This window comes from Vibrio sp. DNB22_10_4 (assembly GCF_052879755.1).
Genome location: NZ_JBNNXW010000005.1, coordinates 213,880 through 236,700 on the forward strand (window position 1 = coordinate 213,880; position 22,821 = coordinate 236,700).

At 44.3% G+C, this 22,821-nt stretch carries 19 protein-coding genes and 1 pseudogene; 12 read left to right on the plus strand and 8 right to left on the minus strand.

What is annotated here, in order from left to right; all coding sequences use genetic code 11:
• The first annotated feature begins 21 nt into the window (after positions 1-21).
• Positions 22-654, plus strand: coding sequence for a LysE family translocator (locus ACVA6Q_RS14890; RefSeq protein WP_446648038.1), 633 nt, complete (start codon positions 22-24; stop codon positions 652-654).
• Positions 655-736: 82 nt separating this feature from the next.
• On the opposite strand, the gene ACVA6Q_RS14895 is transcribed toward ACVA6Q_RS14890, so the two are convergent.
• The 3 genes from ACVA6Q_RS14895 to ACVA6Q_RS14905 form a co-directional block, all read right to left on the minus strand.
• Positions 737-1,915, minus strand: a complete 1,179-nt coding sequence (locus ACVA6Q_RS14895; RefSeq protein WP_446648039.1) for an isochorismate synthase — start codon at positions 1,913-1,915, stop codon at positions 737-739.
• Positions 1,916-2,100: 185 nt separating this feature from the next.
• Positions 2,101-2,679 (minus strand): anthranilate synthase component II, encoded by a 579-nt coding sequence (locus ACVA6Q_RS14900; protein WP_446648040.1) that lies wholly within the window; start codon positions 2,677-2,679, stop codon positions 2,101-2,103.
• On the minus strand, positions 2,676-4,160 hold the full coding sequence (locus ACVA6Q_RS14905; RefSeq protein ID WP_446648041.1) for an anthranilate synthase component I family protein: 1,485 nt from the start codon (positions 4,158-4,160) through the stop codon (positions 2,676-2,678). Before ACVA6Q_RS14905 ends, ACVA6Q_RS14900 begins: the two co-directional genes overlap by 4 nt.
• Before the next feature lie 441 nt (positions 4,161-4,601).
• Between ACVA6Q_RS14905 and ACVA6Q_RS14910 the strand changes: the two genes are divergently transcribed.
• The 4 genes and pseudogenes from ACVA6Q_RS14910 to ACVA6Q_RS14925 all read left to right on the plus strand — a co-directional run bounded on the left by ACVA6Q_RS14910 (position 4,602) and on the right by ACVA6Q_RS14925 (position 7,486).
• Positions 4,602-4,757 (plus strand): hypothetical protein, encoded by a 156-nt coding sequence (locus ACVA6Q_RS14910; RefSeq protein ID WP_446648042.1) that lies wholly within the window; start codon positions 4,602-4,604, stop codon positions 4,755-4,757.
• A 44-nt stretch (positions 4,758-4,801) separates the two neighbouring features.
• Positions 4,802-4,901: pseudogene (locus ACVA6Q_RS14915) on the plus strand (IS5/IS1182 family transposase); the annotation flags it as partial.
• Positions 4,902-5,135: 234 nt separating this feature from the next.
• A protein-coding gene (locus ACVA6Q_RS14920; protein WP_446648043.1) for an IS3 family transposase occupies positions 5,136-6,294 on the plus strand; the annotation gives its coding sequence in 2 pieces (ribosomal slippage) (positions 5,136-5,404 and positions 5,403-6,294; 1,161 coding nt in all).
• A gap of 190 nt (positions 6,295-6,484) precedes the next feature.
• On the plus strand, positions 6,485-7,486 hold the full coding sequence (locus tag ACVA6Q_RS14925; protein WP_446648044.1) for an IS110 family transposase: 1,002 nt from the start codon (positions 6,485-6,487) through the stop codon (positions 7,484-7,486).
• Between the two features lie 321 nt (positions 7,487-7,807).
• On the opposite strand, the gene ACVA6Q_RS14930 is transcribed toward ACVA6Q_RS14925, so the two are convergent.
• The 5 genes from ACVA6Q_RS14930 to ACVA6Q_RS14950 all read right to left on the minus strand — a co-directional run bounded on the left by ACVA6Q_RS14930 (position 7,808) and on the right by ACVA6Q_RS14950 (position 14,164).
• Positions 7,808-9,118 carry a DUF1501 domain-containing protein gene (locus ACVA6Q_RS14930; protein ID WP_446648045.1) on the minus strand — a complete coding sequence of 437 codons (1,311 nt, stop codon included), beginning with the start codon at positions 9,116-9,118 and terminating at the stop codon, positions 7,808-7,810.
• Positions 9,115-10,785: a DUF1800 domain-containing protein gene (locus tag ACVA6Q_RS14935; RefSeq protein WP_446648046.1), complete on the minus strand. Its 1,671-nt coding sequence runs from the start codon at positions 10,783-10,785 to the stop codon at positions 9,115-9,117. The genes ACVA6Q_RS14930 and ACVA6Q_RS14935 overlap by 4 nt, the downstream gene beginning before the upstream one ends.
• A gap of 180 nt (positions 10,786-10,965) precedes the next feature.
• A complete protein-coding gene (gene uxuA, locus ACVA6Q_RS14940; protein ID WP_446648047.1) occupies positions 10,966-12,153 on the minus strand; it encodes a mannonate dehydratase in 1,188 nt (395 codons plus the stop codon).
• Between the two features lie 134 nt (positions 12,154-12,287).
• Positions 12,288-13,073, minus strand: coding sequence for an FCD domain-containing protein (locus ACVA6Q_RS14945; RefSeq protein ID WP_446648048.1), 786 nt, complete (start codon positions 13,071-13,073; stop codon positions 12,288-12,290).
• 107 nt (positions 13,074-13,180) lie between these two features.
• Entirely contained in the window at positions 13,181-14,164 is a 984-nt protein-coding gene (locus ACVA6Q_RS14950; protein WP_446648049.1) for a TRAP transporter substrate-binding protein, read from the minus strand.
• 300 nt (positions 14,165-14,464) lie between these two features.
• Between ACVA6Q_RS14950 and ACVA6Q_RS14955 the strand changes: the two genes are divergently transcribed.
• The 7 genes from ACVA6Q_RS14955 (at position 14,465) to ACVA6Q_RS14985 (ending at position 22,454) form a co-directional block, all read left to right on the plus strand.
• Positions 14,465-14,977: a TRAP transporter small permease gene (locus ACVA6Q_RS14955; RefSeq protein WP_446648050.1), complete on the plus strand. Its 513-nt coding sequence runs from the start codon at positions 14,465-14,467 to the stop codon at positions 14,975-14,977.
• 15 nt (positions 14,978-14,992) lie between these two features.
• Entirely contained in the window at positions 14,993-16,294 is a 1,302-nt protein-coding gene (locus ACVA6Q_RS14960) for a TRAP transporter large permease (RefSeq protein WP_446648051.1), read from the plus strand.
• Positions 16,295-16,349: 55 nt separating this feature from the next.
• Positions 16,350-17,813 carry a fructuronate reductase gene (locus tag ACVA6Q_RS14965; RefSeq protein WP_446648052.1) on the plus strand — a complete coding sequence of 488 codons (1,464 nt, stop codon included), beginning with the start codon at positions 16,350-16,352 and terminating at the stop codon, positions 17,811-17,813.
• A gap of 12 nt (positions 17,814-17,825) precedes the next feature.
• Entirely contained in the window at positions 17,826-19,238 is a 1,413-nt protein-coding gene (uxaC, locus tag ACVA6Q_RS14970; protein WP_446648053.1) for a glucuronate isomerase, read from the plus strand.
• 90 nt (positions 19,239-19,328) lie between these two features.
• Positions 19,329-19,844 carry a YgjV family protein gene (locus tag ACVA6Q_RS14975; protein ID WP_446648054.1) on the plus strand — a complete coding sequence of 172 codons (516 nt, stop codon included), beginning with the start codon at positions 19,329-19,331 and terminating at the stop codon, positions 19,842-19,844.
• 166 nt (positions 19,845-20,010) lie between these two features.
• Positions 20,011-20,640 carry a glutathione S-transferase family protein gene (locus ACVA6Q_RS14980; RefSeq protein ID WP_446648055.1) on the plus strand — a complete coding sequence of 210 codons (630 nt, stop codon included), beginning with the start codon at positions 20,011-20,013 and terminating at the stop codon, positions 20,638-20,640.
• A gap of 362 nt (positions 20,641-21,002) precedes the next feature.
• Complete coding sequence (locus ACVA6Q_RS14985; protein ID WP_353498168.1) at positions 21,003-22,454, plus strand: YfcC family protein; 1,452 nt, start codon at positions 21,003-21,005, stop codon at positions 22,452-22,454.
• Positions 22,455-22,821 lie beyond the last annotated feature (367 nt).

Genomic DNA, 22,821 nt, shown 5'->3' on the forward strand with positions numbered 1-22,821 from the left:
AAAAATTTAATGGAGATTTAGATGGTTAGTACAATTATCCTTTACTGTATAGCATCATTTACAGTAACAGTTATTCCTGGTCCAACGATGTTATTATCACTATCAAATGGAACAACCGAGAACAAAAAGGTCATCATATATGGCATCGCTGGAGCCGCCCTTTCGGATATCATACTGATCAGCGCAGTAGGTTTAGGTTTGGGGGTTATAATAGCTAATTCTGAATTTTTGTTTTCAATGATTCAGTATTGTGGTGCAGCATATTTGATCTTTATATCATATAGTTTATGGCGTTCATCTCCTTCGGCTGAAGCGTTATCAGCTAGTAAGCTCAAATCCACTTGTGTAAGGAGTCCTTCTATAGCATTCAGGAGAAACCTATTTGCAGCGTTGTCAAATCCAAAGGGGTTACTTTTTTTCGGAGCCTTCCTTCCTCAATTTTTAGATGTAACGAATCCTTTACTTATTCAATATGTAATTTTTGCGACCGCGACAGTATTGATTGATGTCGCTATAATGTTAATTTATGCTTTGGCGGGCTATCAAGCATCAAAATATCTTTCATTATCAAGGTTGTCATTATTAAACCAGATCTGCTCAGTAGTACTTCTAGCAATGGCAATTGGATTAGCCCTGTACAGGCATGTAACTTGACAAGTGACGCACTACTTAAGGTACCACTGTAGTTAAGCGAATAGCGGTACCTTAAGTTCGGAACTAACTACTAAGTTTAAATTTATGTATAAGATTCGGTAAGCATAATATTAACCGCACTTAATATCGTGCTCATTTTTGATGTTGTTTCAACCAACTCACAGTCAGGGTTTGAGCCACTTACTATGCCTGCCCCTGCATATAAACATAATTCAGTATCAGATATCTCTGCACAACGGATTGTAACAACCCACTGGCCATTCCCTCTCGCATCGCACCAGCCTACCATGCCAGTATAGTATCCTCGCTCATGACCTTCTAACTCTTTGATCAATTTATATGCTGCCAAATATGGAAAGCCACATACTGCAGGCGTTGGATGAAGTTCAGCAGCAATCTGCAGAGAATTGATATGTGATTGGTCAACAACCCCTTCTAATTTTGTAGACAAATGTAGCATATTTGCAGTTTCAACAACTGAAGGTATTTGGGGAACGTTTAGATTAGTACAATACTTTCTTAGAACATTCTCAACTTCCTTCACAACAATTGAATGCTCTAGTAAATCTTTTGCGTTTCTTAAAAGGGTAAGCGTAGAGGATTTATTCACTATCGGATTGTTTGACCGAGGCCTAGAACCAGCTAGTGGGTTAGATACGATATTTGCTGACTTTTTAGATAACAGAAGCTCTGGGCTTGCGCCAATAAGCTTCACTCGATCTTCCAACTGAGCGCTAAATATATACGCTTCTGGATTTGAGTACATCAAGTTTTGAAGTAATCTAGCTCTCTCAATTTTATGTTGAGACTTCAATTTAACAAATCTAGAAAGAACAGCCTTGGTTAAGTTTGTCGACTCAATTCTCTCTAGTATCTTTTTAACACCAGACCTATAGTATTCCTCTGATGACGAGCAGAGCGTGCAAGCTTTGTTCGCCATATTTGACGAAGTAATATCAGCTTTATGTCTACTTGATAATAAGAGTTTCTCCGGAATAACCATTCTAGTTGTAGTACTTTCGTCAAAAGGTACAGCGGCGAACAACACCGGATTATCATTGCTATCCACTTTTGCACTTTCTATCAACCTAGTAGCTTCATCGGACAGCTTTTTGAACGGAATAAAGGTATTTATTTCCTTTTTAATTCCCAAAGCCAACATCGAAGTATTGGGAGAACTAAAAAGAAATGGTGATTCATCATGATATTTTGGTATTACCTCACAATTGAATTCCGAAGATTCAATTAACTCTCGCCTCACAAACAACCCCCATCCCTTAACATTTGTTTAACATTCCATTTTTAAGATACGTGTGCGCATCAAATTACTAAGTTTTTATTACTTCAATGTGAATAAAACTGTGAGACACAATTGCCTCACAGTTTACTATATAAAGTAGTTAGATGTAATCACCAGCAGTATACGCTCTCTAAAATATACTTATATCAACCACGAACATGAACATCAATGAAATTCAAAAATAACTCTTTACCAAACTCTGTTCTGATGCTCTCGGGATGAAATTGTATCCCTTCTATAGGATAATTAGAATGTCTAACTCCCATAACATAGTTCTCATCATCAGATGTTGCTGTTATTTTTAGTGGTATTGTAATCGTTTCAGGGTTTGCAATTAATGAATGGTAACGAGTTACACTAAATTTGCTTGGTAGATCTTTAAAAACACCTAATTTATCATTTCTTATTAAGCTTGTCTTTCCATGCACCAGGCTTTGAGCCTGAACAATGGTTGCCCCGAAATACATACATATAGCTTGATGACCGAGACAAACACCAAGGATTGGAATGGATCCCTTAAATTGTTCTAAAACGGAGGCGTATATTGACTCTGAGGGATGTCCTGGGCCTGGACCCAATACAATGAAATCGGGGTCAATGTCTTTTATATCATCAATGGAAAGCTTATTGCTACGCACAACTTCTGTCTTAACATCTAACTCTTCCAAGTATTGGTATATTATGTGCACAAAGCTATCGTATGAGTCAATTAATAAGCACTTCATCTACCCATCTCCTTACCTGTAATTGCCCAATATGCCATGGAAAGCTTGGCGATTGATTCGTTCCACTCTCCTTCTAATGTTGAATCAGCAACAAACCCAGCGGATGCACGAATACTATACAACCCATTCGAATATACTGTTGACCGAATAACCAATGCAGTATTAGAGTAACCATTAAAATCCACAACCCCCACGAACCCAGAGTATATTCCCCTTGTCGTTTTCTCTAGACCTTCTATTATTTCCATCGCTCTAACCTTTGGAGTTCCTGTCATCGTCCCAGCAGGAAATGTTTCACACAGTAGATCATAATTATCGTGTCGCTCAGAAAGTTCCGCGCACACAGTGGACACTATATGGTTCACATGAGAATACTCTTCTATGCACATTAGATTAGTAACATCAAGAGTTTTGTGCTGCGCTACTCTACCAATATCGTTCCTACATAGATCAACCAGCATCAAATGTTCAGCAAGTTCTTTTTCATTACTTAATAATTCTTTGTTGATTATTTCGTTGACTAATTTGTTAGAAGATCGTTTTACTGTGCCAGCAATAGGACGCATCGTAATTTGTTTTCCCTCAAGTTTTACAAACACTTCTGGGCTCGCACCGATCAATTGCACATTTCCAAATGGGGCATAATACATATATGGAGCGGGATTTCTCTCACGCATGCGTTTGTATACTTCAAATGGAGGTGTGGAACTATTAATTAGCATCTCATGACCAAGCTGTAGCTGATAGACATCACCTTTTTCTATATGTTTCATAACAGTTTCACCACGATTAAAAAACTCATCCTTACTCATCGTTCCGCATATAGATGTGCAATGTTTTGATACAAGCATGTCATCTAATGTATCAATTTTTTTTCTGTTAATTGTAGAAAAATCAATTGCTGAGGTATCCCAGTATGGAGACTCTGCTCTAACTATCTCGCACACCTCATTTTCAAGATCAAATTGTACTGTTGTCGCATACACATCAAATACCATATCAGCTTGATTAGGAAAGGAAGATTGCTTATTTTTAATATTGATTTCTTCAAATCTATCAATCATTTCATAAGCAAAGTAACCAAAATAACCGAACTCATAACCTTTGTTATTGCCTTTATAATCAAAACTTCCTTGCACAGACTTCAGGATTTCCACGCTTATATCTGGATCACCATTTTTTATATTTAAAGTCGAAACATTTATTTGTTCCACGTTATACTTTTTAAGATTAAACTTTAGAATCTGTAACAATTTCGGTAGTGTGCAATTAATTGAGATGTAGTCTTTGAACCCTTCAATACGGATAATTCTATCAAATCCAATCAGAGAGCTTTTAGTATCTTCTTCAGGACCGCTTAGTGACTCCAGTATATATACCCCCTCATCCCCAAACTGTTTCCTCAAAAAACTGAAGTATGTAATTGGAGATTCATATTCGACAAATTCTCGATTAATTTTCACCGGAATATTTTTTTTCATATTTTTTCTCTAATCTAAAAATTTTACCTAAAGCCACGAACAGAAATTACCTTACAAATATACAACACAGAATTCACCATAATTTATAAGCGCCATTCAAATCATTAGACTAGTACACTAGTACTAAACAAGTTTCATTGCAAGTTCTTGCATTGGTTTTTTACTCGGATATTTTTTGAATTTAAACGTAACAATCCGTAAGTGATGGAGAACTCAAATTATTATCTCTTTAACTCGACCTTTTATAGATTATTCGTTCATTTATCATGCACTAGGTTATTGTTCCAACAAGTGTAATCTCCTTACTTGTAATCATATTTAATTGATAATTTAGTTGTTTACTTAGTGTTATATTGTAAGCGTAACAATAGAATCACTCCATCGTTACGCTATTTATGGCGTTGTTGCGTAAATCAAGTGAAATAAACCTTAAGCAACTATATGTCACTCACGTTTTGGATTAACGAAGAGTCAGTAAATGAGCGATACAACCCAAGCAAGATTAACGCGGTTGACCAAGGTTGCTCTACGAAATCTTGGGCGATGGCGCATACGATACAAACGAGTGACAAAGGGCAATTTATCGCTAACATGTAATCCTCTACTCCGTTCAAGAGAATGAGCTTCCCTTCTCGTGACAAGGTCCTCCACGTAATCTTGCGGTTGGCTGCCAAAAGCTCTTAAGTTCAAATAATGAAATGTAAATGGAAGTACAGTTACAGCAGGAGTTCACTGTCGGAGTTAGAACTCACAAGTTGGAGGGACTCAGCCATGATCAAAGGAATCACAAGCTTCCATGGACAGATATGCCCAAAACACCGCATATCCTTTAAGATAGGATTGATTTAGCTAGAGGAATACGTGACTATCTTTATTTTAAACGTTCATCCTTTCAGTTTTCTGAAAACTGTAGTGGTTTAATGATCCCGGACATCAAATTAGGTGGTAAAGTCTCCACCATACATGAGGTGTTCAATGACAAAACGACAACGACGTACATTTTCTTCTGAGTTCAAAGTAGATGCTGCAAGCTTGGTTCTTGATCAAGGTTACTCTATATCTGAGACGGCACGCTCTCTAGACATTGGTGATACGGCCTTACGACGCTGGGTCGATCAACTAAAGATTGAGCGTGGCGGAGAAACGCCAACGGTTAAAGCTCTGACGCCAGAACAACAGAAGATCCAAGAGTTAGAAGCTAGGATTAATCGCTTAGAAAGAGAAAAATCCATACTAAAGAAGCTACTGCTCTCTTAATGTCGGACGAACTCGAACGTTCTCGCTAATTGACCAGTTGAGGGAGCATGAACCGGTCAAAGTTCTTTGTGAGCTGTTTGATGTCGCGTCTTCCTGCTACTACGAGTTTAAACAACGAAAGCCGGAGGCTAATCGCATTCGGTTAGCCAGCCGAATTAAGCAGCTCTTTAACATGAGTCGTGGCGCTGCTGGTAGTAGAACTCTTGCTTCTATGCTGCAGTCTGAAGGCTTCGATGTCGGGCGCTTCAAAGTAAGCAAGCTTATGCAAGAAGCAGAGCTGATAAGCAAACAACCGGGCTCGCATCACTATAAGCAGGCTAAGCTAGAGCGACCAGATATCCCTAATAAGTTGAAGCGCGAGTTCTCTGTTGCCACTCCAAATGAAGTTTGGTGTGGCGATATTACTTACATCTGGTGCGGTTCAAAGTGGAGTTATCTGGCTGTTGTACTCGACCTATTTAGCCGCCGTGTAGTGGGTTGGGCACTATCAGACAAACCTAATGCAGAGTTGACTTGCAAGGCCTTGGACATGGCTTGGGAACAACGAGGACGACCTAATAATGTGATGTTTCACTCAGACCAAGGAAGCCAATACAGTAGCCTAAAATACCGTCAAAGGCTTTGGCGATATCGCATAACTCAGAGCATGAGTCGTCGAGGTAACTGCTGGGACAATGCTCCTATGGAAAGGCTATTTAGAAGCCTAAAAACCGAATGGATACCAGCAACAGGGTACCTAACCCAAACTCAGGCAAAGAGGGATATCAGCTATTACTTGATGGATTACTACAACAGGCAACGGCCTCATCAAGCAAATGATGGGCTGTCGCCAGTTACTGCCGAAAATCGGCTTAAGTTAGTGTCCGGAATTTGTTGACCACTTGTATGTTGAAGCTTTGGATGATTAGCTATCTCCAAGCTCTAAAATCAGTGAGGATGCTTGACCACGTAATGCTCGACATTGTTCTGTAGATTATCCCCTGATTTTACTTACTCAAATACTGGATGGTATCCAAGCACATAGCTTTAGGGCTAATGATGCTGAATGTACAGTTGGAGTCGTTGATATGAGTATAAATGTTGGCATTGATGTAAGTAAGGAAAGCTTAGACGTTTGTTTACTTAACGCTCAAGCCAAGAGCGGGAAGCGATATCGCAAGTTTAAGAACGATAACAGGGCTCATTCTGACTTGAGCTCTTGGTTGCTAAAAGCAGCAAAGTGCAAAACTGAAGATATCTTAATCACAATGGAGTCGACCGGAATCTACCATGAGTCAATAGCTTTACACCTGCATATGGCTGGTTTTTTGGTGTTCATATCTAATCCCGGTAAAGCAAAAAAATTCTCTCAATCCCTGGGCCTTGTACATAAGACCGATAAATCGGATTCATATATGTTAGCTTTGTATGGCGATGCACAAGGAGGCCGTGCCCATCTGTGGGTGCCGGATAGCCTAAATATCAAGAATATCAAATCACTAACCCGTCGCCTTAGCGCTTTAGAAAAGGATAGATTGAGAGAATCAAATCGTTTGGAAGCTAGCGAAATCAGTGATGCTCATGAGAGAGTAAGGATCTCGATAAAAAGTATTATTGCCCTAATCGATAAAGAAATAGCCTCGATCGAGCAAGAGATTGACTTAGCTATCAGCTCAGACCCTATCATGAAGAAAAACCATCAGTTATTACTTAGTGTCGTTGGTGTTGGTAAGGTCATGTCTCGTGAGCTTGTTTATCTATTTAGTGCCAAACAGTTCTCGAGCGCAAAGCAGGCAGCGGCCTTTGTAGGACTCATCCCTCGATTAAACGAATCGGGAAATCTCAAGGGTAGAACGACATTGAGTAAAGTTGGGCCATCGAGGGTTCGTGCCAAATTGTTCTTAGCTGCCGTAAGCGCAAGCACTCACAACCCCGATATCAAAGAGCAAAAACGAAGGTTGCTAGCAGCTGGAAAAACCAAAATGCAAGCACTGGGAGCGGCAATGCGAAAACTAATTCAGATTTGCTTTGGGGTACTCAAAACACAGACCAAATATAGTCCTCAAGTTATCCAGGACAGTGCTAGCTGATTGCATTAAGAGATGGTATCTACAAACAAACGTTACCCAGTAACTCATACTACGCCTCCTATACCCTCTTTGAAGCGCACCTAAAATGAGCTCACATTTTGGAGAACTTTCATTGGAGCAATTTTGGAAACGTAAGTTTATTTCGATTTTTCAATCAATTAAAAGAAACAGCTGTGCTGCCCATGCATACAACTAGAATCGATGGTTTCTTACTGCCATTCATGTCATTGACACCTATTTCCGTCCGTTTCTCTGCTTTAGATAAACATATTCTAGTGCATCAATTGCGACGCACTAACTCATGACAAGCTGATTTTCCACCTACTTCAAAAAACCCAAATCCTGAAGAGAAAAGTTGGCTAAATTCGGGAAAATATAATTCATCGCGCTGTCACTATTCACCCCCATCCACTTCGCCACTGTCGCGCCTATCTGTTCGACAGAAGTCGTTGGGATCATTCGCCCTTTGTTAAAGTCATTTTCCCCATCAAGGATTAGCGACGGCCATTGACCGTATAGCTGGCCGCCGTTTAGTGCGCCGCCCATCACTAGGTGATTGCTTGCCCAGCCGTGGTCGGTTCCTGTACCGTTGCTGGCAAGACGCCTGCCAAAATCAGACATCGTCATTGTTGTGACTTTATCACCTAGCCCTGAGGCTTCCATTGATTGATTGAAGGCCGCTAACGATTGGCTTAATGCGCTCATCAATATAGCGTGGTCTTCCAACTGGTTAGCGTGGGTGTCAAAACCGCCTAAGCCAACAAAATAGACTTGTTTTTGGTGCCCAAGCTGGTCGCTTGATTTGATCAGCCTCGCGACTGTGTGGAGTTGGTGACTTAAGGATATATCGGGGAAGTGATCTTCTTCTGGTACTGATTCAATCGCCGTTGCAAGTTTGTCTCGTATTGAAATTGAGTCGCCCTTCACGCGATCAAACTCTCGCCCAAAGGCCGTCAATGGGGATAGGCTCATTACCTTGTCAAAGCTCTCGCGGCGCTGGTCGTTTTTGATGGCGTTCACTTGCGGCAGCGATGAGGCATTGATGAGGTTGGCGCTGTGCTCTGTGCCATTAAGCAGCTGCGCGTAGCCATTAAGGCTAAACGTTGGGCTAATCGTATCTGACTCGCTGCTAAGCACGTCCATTAATCGTCCTGCCCAGCCAAGTGTTGTCGTGCTGCCAGACCAGCCACGCTGCCACTCCGCCTGCTGGGAGTTGTGAGAGAATAGAAATGGTGGCATCGCGTGCGTACCGTCTTCCAGACCTGCTTTTGTTGACGGTTCTATCAGCACTCCACTGTTAGCAATTGGAACCATTTTACCTGTATTCATCAGGCTCTGTAATTCCGGCATTGAAGGATGAATCCCCAATGTCAGGTCTGAACCGGTATTGAGCGATACTGGCAGCAATGAGGCTTGTGGTATAGCGATGTCAGGACGAGCAGTGGCATACTCATCGTAGTGTGTATTGTCACTTGGGATCAGCATGTTAAAGCCGTCATTCCCGCCGAACAAAAACACACATACCAGGGCTTTGTAATCATTAGTTGGCAGCGCATGTGCCGAGCCGATGCCCATCATCGATACTACGGGTGTTGTGGCCATAGCCGCTAACAATTGACGACGAGAAATCATTGGGCAAGCTCCTCAATATGGAATTCTTGACTGGTCACCACAATATAGAGCGCATTGCGAACCTTTAGACTTTGCTGCGTATCGCGAAGACTTTCTAAACTTTCTAAAACTATCACTCGAAGAGACTCACTCATTCTTTGCGACAACAGACGTCTTTCGATTTCATCAATCAATGCCTGGTGATCATTAGCTATCGCTTCGAGCGGTGCAGTATTGATCACGATACGATTCGGGTTTGTTTCACCCTCATAGTTTGTTCTACCTAATGCAGACCAAAGTTGGTTGTTGGTCAGAATGAAGTTGTTCCAACTGAGTATTTCAAATTCCGGAGCCACATCATTCGCATCCGCAATCTCGCCAATGGGTGCATAATTGGGAGAGAAAAAGTTAAATACGCTTGGAGAGCCCAGCGGTGACTGTCCATAAGCGCCAAAGGTGTTGATAGAGTTATAGAAACGGCCTGAAGGATCGGCGGATTTCGCTTCAAGAGCTCGGAAGAAGTTAGTCATCGCGATTAACGGCTCTTTCATCTTAACTGGCGTTCGTTCACTACCGTTAAGCGCTTCACTGTCAGTTAGGATGCCGCGAATCACCGCTTTAAGATCGCCCCGTACTCCATTGCCATTGTCGACAAACAGCGCACTGACTCTCGCCACGTATGCGGGAGAAGGGTTAGAAGTCACCAGTCTTTGGATAAGGTGTTTACTAATAAATGGCGCGGTATTCGGGTGATTGAGTAACATATCCATAGCCTGCGCCATATCTTGTTCAGGTGTTTGACCTTGGGCAAAAACCTCGCCCATCACCACCTTTTCTTCATCATCATGGCGTTCAGGATAAGCAATCATAGGTACAAACCAATTGCCATCTTTAGAGCCCCAGCCTGACTGATTTCTCTCTGCAATGTGCCAACCAGTAAATACGCGAGCCAGGTTCTCAATATCGTTTTGAGAATAAGTCGGTATTTGTCGTCCTTGGTTATCAAGCTTGTCTGACCCATCTTGATTGAGTTCATAAAGGCCAATGCTGAACAACTGCATCACTTCTCGAGCATAGTTTTCATCAGGATAGCGGTTGCGCTCAGGGTCGGCCTTTTGATTTGCCATCATGGACAAGTAATCGCCCATCGCCGCATGCCGAGTCACCGCTTCAATCAAATCGCGATAGTTGCCAAAAGCGTGTGTGATAAGCATGTCGTAATAATCGGCCATCTCTTGTGGGCGGCCATTCAAACTGGCGCCATATCGTGAAATCACAAAGATCTCACTCAGTGCAAATGCAACTCGCTGCCTTAGCTGATCGGGAGCATTAAGGCTTAAATCCCACCATACTGCTGCACGATCTGATTGATTGTAACTGTCCTTTCCAGGCTCTAGCTCATACTGTTTAAGTCGCGGCAAGTGCAAACTTGGCACCATCGAGAACTGCTGATCGAGCCAAGCAACATAGCCGAGATTAGCTAACTGTTGATAGGAATCTGGCTTGGGACCAAATGTCGCTCGATAGAGAAGATCATAGCGCTGATCTTGAGTGAGAGGAGTATATCCAGGAGTAGCATTCCCCGAATCACCTTCGCCGCCACACGCTGACAGCAATGAAAGACCGAGCAAGCAGGCACTCAATTTAAGGACGCCACGCAAGGCATCTCGCTTTCTAATGGAAGACAACTAACAAACCTTTTTACAGACGATTTCATCGCACACTAGCGAACAACGCTCGTTGCAGCAATCTAACCCAATACAAATTGTGGGGTGGGTTCAAATTAGCGTTAAGGTAAAAAATTCTACACCCTGATATATGTAAAAGAGCCAGCATAACGGCATGCTGGCTCTTCAGGATAATTCAGTTTATTTGGTATAGAAGGCGCGCTTGAGCGCCATTTCAAGGCCTCGGACTTCGGCAAGACCTTTCAATCGCCCAATAGCGGAGTAACCTGGATTTGTTTTCTTGTTTAGATCGTCCAACATCTGATGACCATGGTCTGGTCGCATTGGGATCAGGCGGTTATCACCTTTTTCCGAGCGGCGATGCTCCTCATCCAAGATAGCCATGACGACATTGTACATGTCTACGTCACCATCTAAGTGAGCCGCCTCATGGAATGTCATTGGATTACTCTCTTCACGCTTAGTTGAGCGCAAATGGGTAAAGTAGATTCGGTCGCCGTGCTTTTTAATCATTTTGACTAAGTCATTATCACCACGTACCCCATAAGAGCCCGTACACATGGTAAGTCCATTCATTTTGCTTGGCACGTTTTCAGTCAACCAATCGATATCTTCGATGGTCGAGACGATTCTTGGTAAGCCAAGAATTGGACGCGGTGGATCGTCTGGGTGCACCGCAAGTTTCAATCCATGCGCTTCGCATACTGGCATGAGTTCTGACAGGAAGTGCGCCATGTGTTCGCGCAGTTTGTCCTTAGTAATATCAGCATAGCGATCAAGTTGCGCTTGGAACTCTTCTAATGTGTAGCCCTCTTCCGCACCCGGTAAACCCGCGATGATGTTACTGGTTAAGCGCTGAACTTGTTCCTCAGTCATGTTCTGGAAATAGTCCGCCGCTTGTTGCTGCTCCGCTTCGGTATAGTCAGCATTAGCACCTGGTCGTTTTAGGATGTGTAGCTCAAATGCTGCAAAAGCGATCTGGTCAAAACGCAATGCTCGAGAGCCATCAGGCATCTCAAACTCAAGATCCGTTCGAGTCCAATCAAGCACTGGCATAAAGTTGTAGCAAACGGTATCAACGCCACACTCTGCTAGATTACGCAGTGTTTGCTTGTAGTTATCGATCCACTGTTGGAAATCACCCGTTTGTGTTTTGATTTCCTCGTGAACCGGGACACTTTCAACAACCGACCAAGTGAGCCCCTTGCTCTCGATAATCGCTTTGCGCTCTAGTATCTCTTCTTTTGACCACACCTCACCATTTGGGATGTGATGTAATGCATTTACGATTCCGGTTGCTCCTGCCTGACGAATATCATCTAGAGATACCGAATCGTTTGGGCCATACCAACGCCAAGTTTGTTCCATGACACTTCACCTTCTTTTAAGCGCACTTAACCCGCCCGTAAAAACAAGCTAAGTGCAAAAAACGACTTCCAAAGACAGCTGCGACAGCAGCTGTAACGAACGACTACGACGACATGTCGAGCCAGTTGTGAGGTTTAATCGTTGCCCAGCAACACCACAGGGTTGGAGCTGAACAAGTAACCATCAAAGTTAGGATCATCGATATCAGACAGCTCAAGTAGACGCTGTTTGACGTTTTCAAGGTGTTGCCACATTGCGTTTTTGGCGGCAATTGGATCTTTACGTTGAAGGGCGGCAAGAATCTTTGCATGATCTTGCAGCCACTCTTCGCGGTAATCTTGACCATTGATATGAGAATGGAGCTTCTTCCACATTGGGCTGCTTTCACGTCGCTTCCAAGACTGCCTTAACATATCCACTAAGACAGAGTTTTGGGTTGCTTGGGCGATACATAGATGGAAAGTTTCGTCTCCACTACAATCCTTAGTACCACTCGCAAGCTCTTGACGTTCAAGCTCCAATGCTGTTCTCATTTGAATGATGTCGCTTGGAGTCACTTGCATCGCTGCAAACTCAGCAATGTTACTTTCTAGTAACTGGCGAGCTTGTAGCATTTCAAATGGTCCAGCATCATCTCCAACAATATTTGAGCGAGAATTAGCATTAGATGGTATGTTCAGTACATACACACCCGAGCCCTTTTTCACTTCCACTAAGTTTTCAAGTTCAAGCATAATCAGGGCTTCACGAACCACCGTTCGACTGACGTCTAGGCGCTCCGCGATATCGCGCTCTGGTGGTAGGCGATCGCCGACATTATAGCGACCGTCTATTAGCTCTTGTCTTAGTTTCAGACCGATTTCCTGATAAGGTCTTTTCGGCTCGAAGGGCATCATGATGATATTGTCACTGTATTGCATCTAATATAATTATCTCAATATAATATAGGCTATGATCAATTGGTCAACCTTTTCATCACACTCTGTGATAACACCTTTTTATTTAGTTTTATCGATGATTCAATCGATTACTGAACCGCTTTAATGCGTTCAACTAGCTGATTAAGATCAGGTTTTGTTTGTTCGATATCCGCATACATAGGTTGTACCGCGCTAACAAATGCCGCTTTGTTTGGTTTAACAAACGTCACGCCCATTTTCTCGGCTTTTTCACGCTCTTTCGCTTCTGATGCAGCCCACAGCTCTTTCATATATTCAGAAGAGTCTTCCGCTGCTTTCATCAGTGCTTGCTTCTGCTCTTCTGTCAGCTTGTCATACGTACTAGTAGAAATAACCAGTACATCAGGAACCATGGTGTGCTCGTCTAGACTGAAGTACTTAGACACTTCACTGTGGCGACTCAAGCTGAATGAAGGAATGTTGTTTTCTGCTGCATCAACAACACCCTGCTGGAGCGCAGTATAAAGTTCGCCGTACGCAAGAGGCGTTGGATTACCACCTAGTGCTTCAACCATCGCAATTGCCGATGGACTTGGCTGAACTCGAATCTTCATTCCTTTCAAATCTTCAGGTGTTTCAATTGGCTTGCTGGTATAAAAACTACGTGCACCCGCATCATAGTAAGTGACACCAATGAAGCCGCTATCTGACGAAGAATTAAGGATTTCTCTACCAACCTCACCACCGGTCACGCTGTAGTAGTGGTCTTTGTCACGGAAAAGATAAGGCAGATTGAATGCTGAATACGCTGGAGAGAAAGCTTCTAGCTCTGCCGCGTTACTCTTCACCATATCAAGCGCGCCGTTTTGCATTAACTCCATTGACTCTCGCTGTGTACCAAGCTGGGCATCTGGATAAATACGAATACGAACTTCGCCATCTGTCGCTTGACGAACTTCCTTCGCCAAGAAGTCCATTGCTTTATGTACCGCATGATCACGTGGGTGGTTATGACTTAGCTTTATTGTCGTTGCCGCGTATGCCGATGCAGCAGCGCCAAATGTTAAAGCAGTACCAACCATTGCACTTACAAGCGTTTTTTTCATTGTCATCTGTCTTCTCCGTGGATTGGTTATCCAATATGTAGGGTATTGGCTGTTTCGATTGCAATATTGGCGATACTCATCGATACCGTCAAACCCAAATGATCAATTGATTGACCAATATCACAATAAAACCCTAATAATTGGTCAACCAATCTGAATGTGAGTGGGGTCACATGAACATTTTTGGTCTGTAGCTATAATCCAAAGCGAAAATTCGTGTGTTTATTATGCAAGCCTGACTCTTGGCCACAAATTGGTCACCCAAAATATGCTAATAGGCGCACATTCACGCTAAAGGAAAATAGAATGAATAAATTGGTCACCTACATTAATAGAGGCTTAGCGGGTTTTACCGTCTCCCTCTCGACCTTTCTTGTTTTTTGTGTGATTTGGCAAGTGATATCACGCTATGTGATCGGCAAGCCCAGCACAGTCACAGACGAACTCGCCCGCTATTTGTTTATGTGGGTTGCTCTAATCGGCGCAGCCTACACCACGGGTCAAAAGCGCCATCTCGCTATCGATCTGCTCACCATGAAGTTAACAGGCACTAAAAAAGCGATTAACGAAATTGTCATTCAGCTCGCGATTGCACTCTTTGCCTTTGTCGTTCTTGTTTATGGCGGCACTAAACTCGCGTTGAAAACGCTGGCTATGGGTCAGGTGACTCCAGCTTTAGGCTTAGAAATGGGCTTCATCTATTTCTGTCTGCCAATTAGCGGGGCTTTGATGATCTTCTACTCGATCGTTTTTGCTATTGAACGAATCAAACAGTTAGCAAGTGGCAACGCCTCTTATGCTGGCTCTCAACTGGATTAATAGAGGTATTCCAATATGGAGTGGCAAGTAATTTTGACCCTTTTCGGTACGTTTGCGTTTTTACTCGCAATTGGCGTTCCGGTTTCTTTTGCTATTGGCTTGTCGTCATTAGCAACTATTCTAATGAGTTTACCTCTTGAACCTGCTATTGCTGTTGTTGCTCAGCGTATGGCAGCGGGCCTTGATAACTTTGCTCTACTGGCAATTCCGTTCTTTATATTGGCGGGTAACATCATGAACCAAGGTGGCATTGCCGTTCGATTGATCAACTTTGCTAAAGTGCTCGGCGGCCGACTTCCAGGTTCACTAGCCCACGTTAATGTCATGGCAAACATGATGTTCGGCTCTATCTCAGGCTCAGCAGTGGCCTCTGCAGCGGCAGTAGGTGGGACTATGTCACCTCTGCAAAAGAAAGATGGTTACGACGAGAACTTTTCCGCTGCCGTTAACATTACCTCTTGCCCGACAGGTCTGCTGATTCCACCAAGTAATACACTGATCGTGTTTTCATTGGTCTCTGGCGGTACTTCTATTGCTGCGCTATTTCTTGCTGGATACATTCCTGGGCTTATCATGGGTTTGAGCCTAATGATGGTGGCAGGATTCATTGCTAAACGCCGCGGCTACCCGATTGCTGAGCGCCCTAGCTTAGCAATGGTTTGGGATACCTTTTTGAAGGCAGCGCCGTCACTTATGCTTATCGTCATTATTATGGGCGGTATCATTGGCGGCATCTTTACTGCAACTGAAGCGTCAGCGATTGCGGTCATGTACACCTTTATTCTTGCGGTACTTATCTACCGTGAAGTGAGATGGCGTGACCTGCCTAAGATTGTGCTGGAGTCTGCGGTAACGACTTCGATCGTGCTACTTCTGGTCGGTGCTTCGATGGGGATGTCTTGGGCCATGGCGAATGCTGATATCCCATACATGATCTCAGATGCCTTACTGGCTGTTTCAGAGAACCCACTGATGATCTTACTCATCATCAACGTCATTCTACTGATCGTCGGCATCTTTATGGATATGACACCAGCTGTTCTTATCTTTACACCTATCTTCTTACCGATCGCCCTTGACCTTGGTATCGACCCAGTGCACTTCGGCATCATGATGACATTTAACCTTGCTATTGGTATCTGTACTCCTCCAGTAGGTAGTGCACTCTTTATCGGTTGCTCGGTGGCGAATATCTCCATCGATAAGGTAATTAAACCACTACTGCCTTTCTACGCCGCACTGATTTTCGCGCTGTTGGCAGTGACCTTCATTCCTCAATTAAGCCTATTCCTTCCGAACTTGGTTCTAGGCTACTAATCGACATAAGCAATTAATCACCCGCTGGCATGCCAGCGGGTACAAGGAAACAATAATGAAATCAATTGCCAACACAAAACTGAATGACGGCGTAAACACTCCTCTTTACCCAAGAAACCAACTTAAAAGCCGCATAGTCCACCTTGGATTTGGGGCATTTCATCGTGCCCATCAAGGTCTGTTTACTGACGAAGTAGCAAGAAAATCAGACAGCGATTGGGGTATTTGTGAGGTCAACCTTTTTGGAGGTGAGGACCTTATTAAATCACTTCGCGAGCAAGACCACCTATACTCAGTGGCTGAAAAAGGCGCGACTTCCACCGAGATCAAGGTGATTGGTGCCGTGACCGAATCTCTGCATCCAAATTTAGACGGTATCCAAGCCGTCATCGAAAAAATGGCTGAGCCGCAAGTCGCCATCGTTTCTATGACTATCACAGAAAAAGGTTACTGCGCAGACCCTGCAACCGGTCTGCTAGATAAACACAACCCTCTTGTCATCGCAGATCTGGAAAACCCGACCGCACCAAAAACAGCTCTTGGATATATCGTGCAGGCATTGAAAGTCCGCCGAGAGCGAGACCTGCCTCCATTCACTGTAATGTCTTGCGACAACGTGCAAGAAAACGGCCACGTTGCAAAAGCTGCGATTCTAGAGTTTGCTCAATTGCTCGACTCTGATCTTGGTTCTTGGATTGAAGCTAATGTGACTTTCCCTTGCACTATGGTCGACCGAATTGTCCCAGCCGCAACGCCTGAAACCTTGACTGAAATTACCGAGCTTCTTGGTGTAGAAGACCCTTGTGGCATTGCCTGTGAGCCTTTCCGTCAATGGGTAATCGAAGATAACTTCGTTGCTGGTCGCCCTAATTGGGATATTGCTGGCGCAGAGCTTGTTGCGGATGTGGTGCCTTATGAAGAGATGAAGCTTCGCATGCTTAACGGAAGTCACTCGTTCCTGGCCTATCTTGGTTATCTTGGGGGCTATGCACATATCTCTGACACTATGACTGACCCTGGCTACCGCAAAGCTGCATTTGACATGATGCTGCTGGCACAAGCTCCTTCATTAGCCATGCCTGAAGGCACAAATCTGGAAGCGTACGCCAAGCTTCTCATCGACCGATTTACCAACCCAAGCCTTAAGCACAAGACATGGCAAATCGCTATGGATGGAAGCCAAAAAATCCCGCAACGCATGGGAGGCAGCCTTAAATATCACCTCGACAATGGTTCAGACTTTAAGTGGTTGGCTACAGGTATCGCGGGATGGATGCGATACGTCGCCGGTAACGATGAGCAAGGTAATGCCATTGATGTTCGCGACCCAATGGCAGAAACCCTAAAACACATCTGTGAACAACATGGTTTAAACGTTTCTGTGGTTCCAGCACTACTTGGGCTTGAAGCAATCTTTCCTACCGAGCTTGGACAAAACCCCATTGTTATCGATGCCGTAAGCACGGCCTATCAATCACTGGTTGAGCATGGTGCAAAGCACACGGTTTCGGCTTTATAAGAGGAAATAACAATGAAGCACTTTTTATGTGAAGACTTTTTGCTGTCGAACGAGACTGCACGCCGCTTATATCATGAACATGCGAGTTCACAGCCGATCTACGATTATCATTGCCACTTAAACCCTGCAGAAGTGGCGACAAATCGCCAGTTCGATAACCTAGCCCAGATTTGGCTAGAGGGCGATCACTACAAATGGCGTGGTATGCGCTCTGCTGGCATTGAAGAGCACTTGATTACTGGCGGTGCTAGCGATCATGAAAAATTCTTAGCGTGGGCAAAAGCCGTTCCGCAAACACTTGGTAATCCACTGTATCATTGGACCCACCTTGAGCTACGCCGCCCATTCGGTATCACTGGTACTCTACTCAGCCCAAAAACGGCTGAGCAAATTTGGCATCAGTGTAACGAGATGCTTGCAACGCCGGAGTTTAGCGCTCGGGGCATTATGCAGCAGATGAATGTGGTCATGGCGGGTACGACTGATGACCCAATCGATACCTTAGAACATCACAAGGCTATCGCTGATGACGCGTCCTTCACGACCCAAGTCTTGCCTAGCTGGCGTCCAGATAAAGCGTTTAAGATTGAGCTCGATGGCTTTGCAGACTATATGCACGCACTAGGGCAAGCGTCCGACATCAACATCCAGCGCTTTAGTGATTTGACCACTGCGCTTGATAAGCGTCTAGCGCACTTCGACGCGCATGGCTGTCGCGCCGCCGATCATGGCATCGAGATAGTACGCTATGCGCCTATCCCGACAGAATCAGATTTAGACACCTTGCTCACCAAACGCTTAAACGGCGAAAGTTTGACTGAGCATGAGTGTGCTCAGTTCTCTACGGCTGTTCAGGTATGGCTTGGGAAGCGTTATGCGCAATTAGGCTGGGTGATGCAGCTACATATTGGTGCTCAGCGCAACAACAATACTCGTATGTTCCAGTTGTTAGGCGCTGATGCAGGCTTTGACTCGATTGGCGATCGTCCATTCGCATTTGAGCTAGCACATCTGCTTGACGATATGGATAAAACTAATGAGCTGCCACGCACTATTTTGTACTGCTTGAACCCACGTGATAACGAGATGATGGCCACCATGATTGGTAACTATCAAGGGGGAGGCATTGCGGGCAAGATACAGTTTGGTTCGGGTTGGTGGTTCAACGACCAAAAAGACGGCATGCAGCGCCAAATGGAGCAGCTGTCGCAACTTGGTCTACTCAGCCAGTTCGTTGGTATGTTGACCGACTCTCGTAGCTTCCTTTCTTACACTCGTCATGAATATTTTAGGCGCATACTGTGTGACATGATTGGGCGTTGGGCAGAGAATGGCGAGGTGCCTAATGATTTGTCATTGCTAGGACCTATGGTTGAAGATATCTGCTTTGGTAACGCAAAACGTTACTTCGAGCTTAGGGACTAACTCTCCCTTTTCGCTATAAAAATGAGCTGGGTGGCCTGCCACTCAGCTCATTATTTCGTTTTTGTCGGTTCATTTTAATAGGGACGCTCGTTGGACAATCTCATTGCACAAGCTATTGGAGGCATCGCATTTATCTTCGGTGTGATGGCATTCTGGCAAAAAGACGATATTCGCTTTCGTTATCACATGACCACGTTCTGCTTCATTATGGCGATTCATTTCGTCTTAATGGGCGCCACAGTTGCGGCTATCGGTGTGACATTAAATGCCATAAGAAGCTATTTATCGATAAAAACACAATCTCGCGTCGTGATGTGGTGTTTCATCACGACCATGTGGATAATGACAGTCCCAAACATCTCTAGCATGTTCGAACTTATGACAGTCATCGGGTCGTCGGTGGGCACTTGGGCTCTGTTTACCAAAAAGGGCATTACCCTTCGCTGCCTCATTTTGTTTAACTCGTTCTGCTGGGTAACTCACAACATTTGGCTTGGTTCCATCGGAGGATCCTTAGTTGAGATCACCTTTATTCTGACCAATTTAATGACCATCTATCGCCTTTACGCGATCCGCAATCAAAAATTAGAGAACAAACCACTATGAGAGAAACCGTGAGACATCGTTGACTGGCTTAACGATGACTTATAAAAGACTGTGATTAAACAAATAAATTGTACGCAACTATATTTATTGCAATTTAAATTCCAGCTTGCTAGTGTGCTACGTAAACAATCGGAAGAAAACACCCTACACAAAAGGCTAGCGACTCATGATTACCCTGCATCACCTCAACAAATCACGCTCTAAGCGCATTATCTGGCTGCTTGAAGAGCTTAACGTTCCCTATCAAGTCAAAGCGTACCAACGTGACGCGGTGACCAATTTAGCACCAGCAGAACTCAAAGCGATTCATCCGCTGGGTAAGTCACCGGTTATCGAAGAAAATGGCCAAGTGTTGGCGGAATCCGGTGCCATTACCGAGTATTTGGCGCAGCGTTTTTCTTCCGCCTCTCTTGCACCAGCGCAAGATTCAGCGGAGTATCCGCTTTACTTACAGTGGCTGCACTTCGCAGAAAGCTCAGCTGCGTTGCCGCTTTTACTCCACTACTTCCTAAAGATTGACGGCACTGAAACACGCTTTCTCGATGGCTACAGTAAACAAGAGTTGGCGCTGATCTTGGGTTACCTCAACGATCACCTAACAGCCAATACTTGGTTGGTTGGCAGGCAATTTACCGCAGCTGATATTCTGCTGTCTTGGATTGTCGAGGTGGCTGCTCAGCTAGAGCTTCTTGGCGACTATCCTGCATTGGCCGCTTATCTCGCGACGCTTCAACAGCGTCCTGCCGCGCAAAAAGCCGCAGAGCTTGAAGCTCAATACGACAAATCAAGCGCTTAAACGCATTAACGGTCGATATAGTGAATATTCTAAACCGAGTTATTTATTGACCAACATCAACAAATTAACAATTTGCATAAATATCGATTTCTTGCATAAATATCCGTATGAATGGGTGACGTAATAGTCTATCAACTACGTCACCCCATATTTTTTCATCCCTTTGAATTTAATATCCCCACAAAAAATTGTCGTTATTTTTACCGATGGTTTTTTGTGAGCAAGTCTAAAGTTATTTCCGCCTATCCATAGTACTTTTTAGCCACTACTTAGATTAGTAATTCTTATAGCTTCAATGTGGTAATTGAACGTTAAACGTACAGCTAAGCGGGAAGAAAGCACTTCCTGCTAAGGAGAATGCTATGACCGCCCACGTCGTCCAAGAACCGAAAAAGTCTGGCGGCTTTTTTACTCGTTTCAAGTTCCCTTCTGCCTACACCATATTATTTGCGCTGATCGCCATCGTGGCACTGATGACCTGGATCATTCCTGCCGGCCAATATGAGCGGGAAATGAATGAAGACCTAGGTCGAGAAGTCCCAGTTGCTGGCACCTACGCCAGTGTAGAAAGCAATCCACAAACCCCTATTGATGTGCTACTTGCACCGATTGACGGCTTTTACGACCACAACAGCTATGAAGCGGGTGCTATCGATGTATCGCTATTTGTGCTCGTCATTGGTGGTTTCTTAGGTCTTGTCACCGCAACCGGCGCGATTGATGCCGGTATCGAACGCGTTACTCGCCGCCTTGAAGGACGAGAAGAGTTAATGATCCCCATCCTCATGGCACTGTTCGCTGCTGGCGGCACTGTGTATGGTATGGCGGAAGAGTCGCTGCCATTTTACACCCTGCTGGTGCCTGTCATGATGGCTGCGCGATTTGACCCCTTAGTAGCCGCAGCGACTATTTTGCTTGGCGCTGGTATCGGCGTTCTGGGCTCAACCATTAACCCCTTTGCAACGGTCATCGCAGCTAACGCCTCCGGCATACCTTTTACTGAGGGCATTATGTTGCGTCTGGCGATGTTGGTTGTTGGCTGGGTAATTTGCGTTGCTTATGTGATGCGCTATGCCAAGATGGTCAAAGCCGATCCAACCAAATCGATTGTTTACGATAAGTACGAAGAAAATAAAGCACACTTCCTTGGCAATAAAGGCGATGAATCGCTAGAGTTCACCGCTACCCGTAAAGTCATTCTCACCATTTTCGGTGGCTCATTTGCTGTGATGATTTATGGCGTATCGGTTGCTGGGTGGTGGATGGCCGAAATTTCAGCCATGTTCCTGGCCGCATCAATTTTGGTAGGGCTCGTCGCTAAGATGAGTGAAGAATCCTTTATCGATAACTTCATTGAAGGAGCGCGCGATTTGTTGGGCGTGGCACTGATTATCGGTATTGCGCGAGGTATTGTAGTGGTGATGGATAGAGGCATGATCACCGATACCATACTGAACTCCGCCGAACATATCGTTACCGGGCTCTCATCCGTGGTGTTTATTAACGTCATGTTCTTCTTAGAAATTCTATTGTCCTTCTTAGTGCCGTCAACGTCAGGGCTTGCGGTACTCACCATGCCAATTATGGCGCCACTGGGTGACTTTGCAGGTGTTGGACGAGATCTGGTTATTACTGCCTATCAATCGGCGTCTGGGCTGGTCAATCTCATCACCCCAACCTCGGCAGTGGTCATGGGAGGCCTCGCGATAGCGCGAGTTCCTTATGCGCGATGGCTCAAGTGGGTCGCACCGCTTATGGCAATTCTAACCGTGTTCTGCGTCGTCATGTTAAGCCTAGGTACCCTACTCGGCTAACTAAACTCAATTACCCCAATGTGTTGCCCGCTGCCTGTCAGCGGGCTTTTTTGTATTAAACCCGGCTCAAGGTTCTAGGATCTGGACTCTTGGGCCTTGGGTTGAGACTAAACAGTGATATGAATCACATATTTGATTGAAATCCTGTTAACAAATGACGTTTTGACGTGAGAAAAACCACTAACTAGTAGAGGGCGATGCATATTTTGTCGCATTAGCCACCAACATTAAATAAACTAATGCGAATTGAATTTCTTCCATCCTTGAACAATTCACTATCTTGGCAAGAAAGCCTGCATATTATTCCCATAAAAGTCCTATTTTAACCCATTGTCTATTCAACTAATTCCGAATAGATATTGTTAAC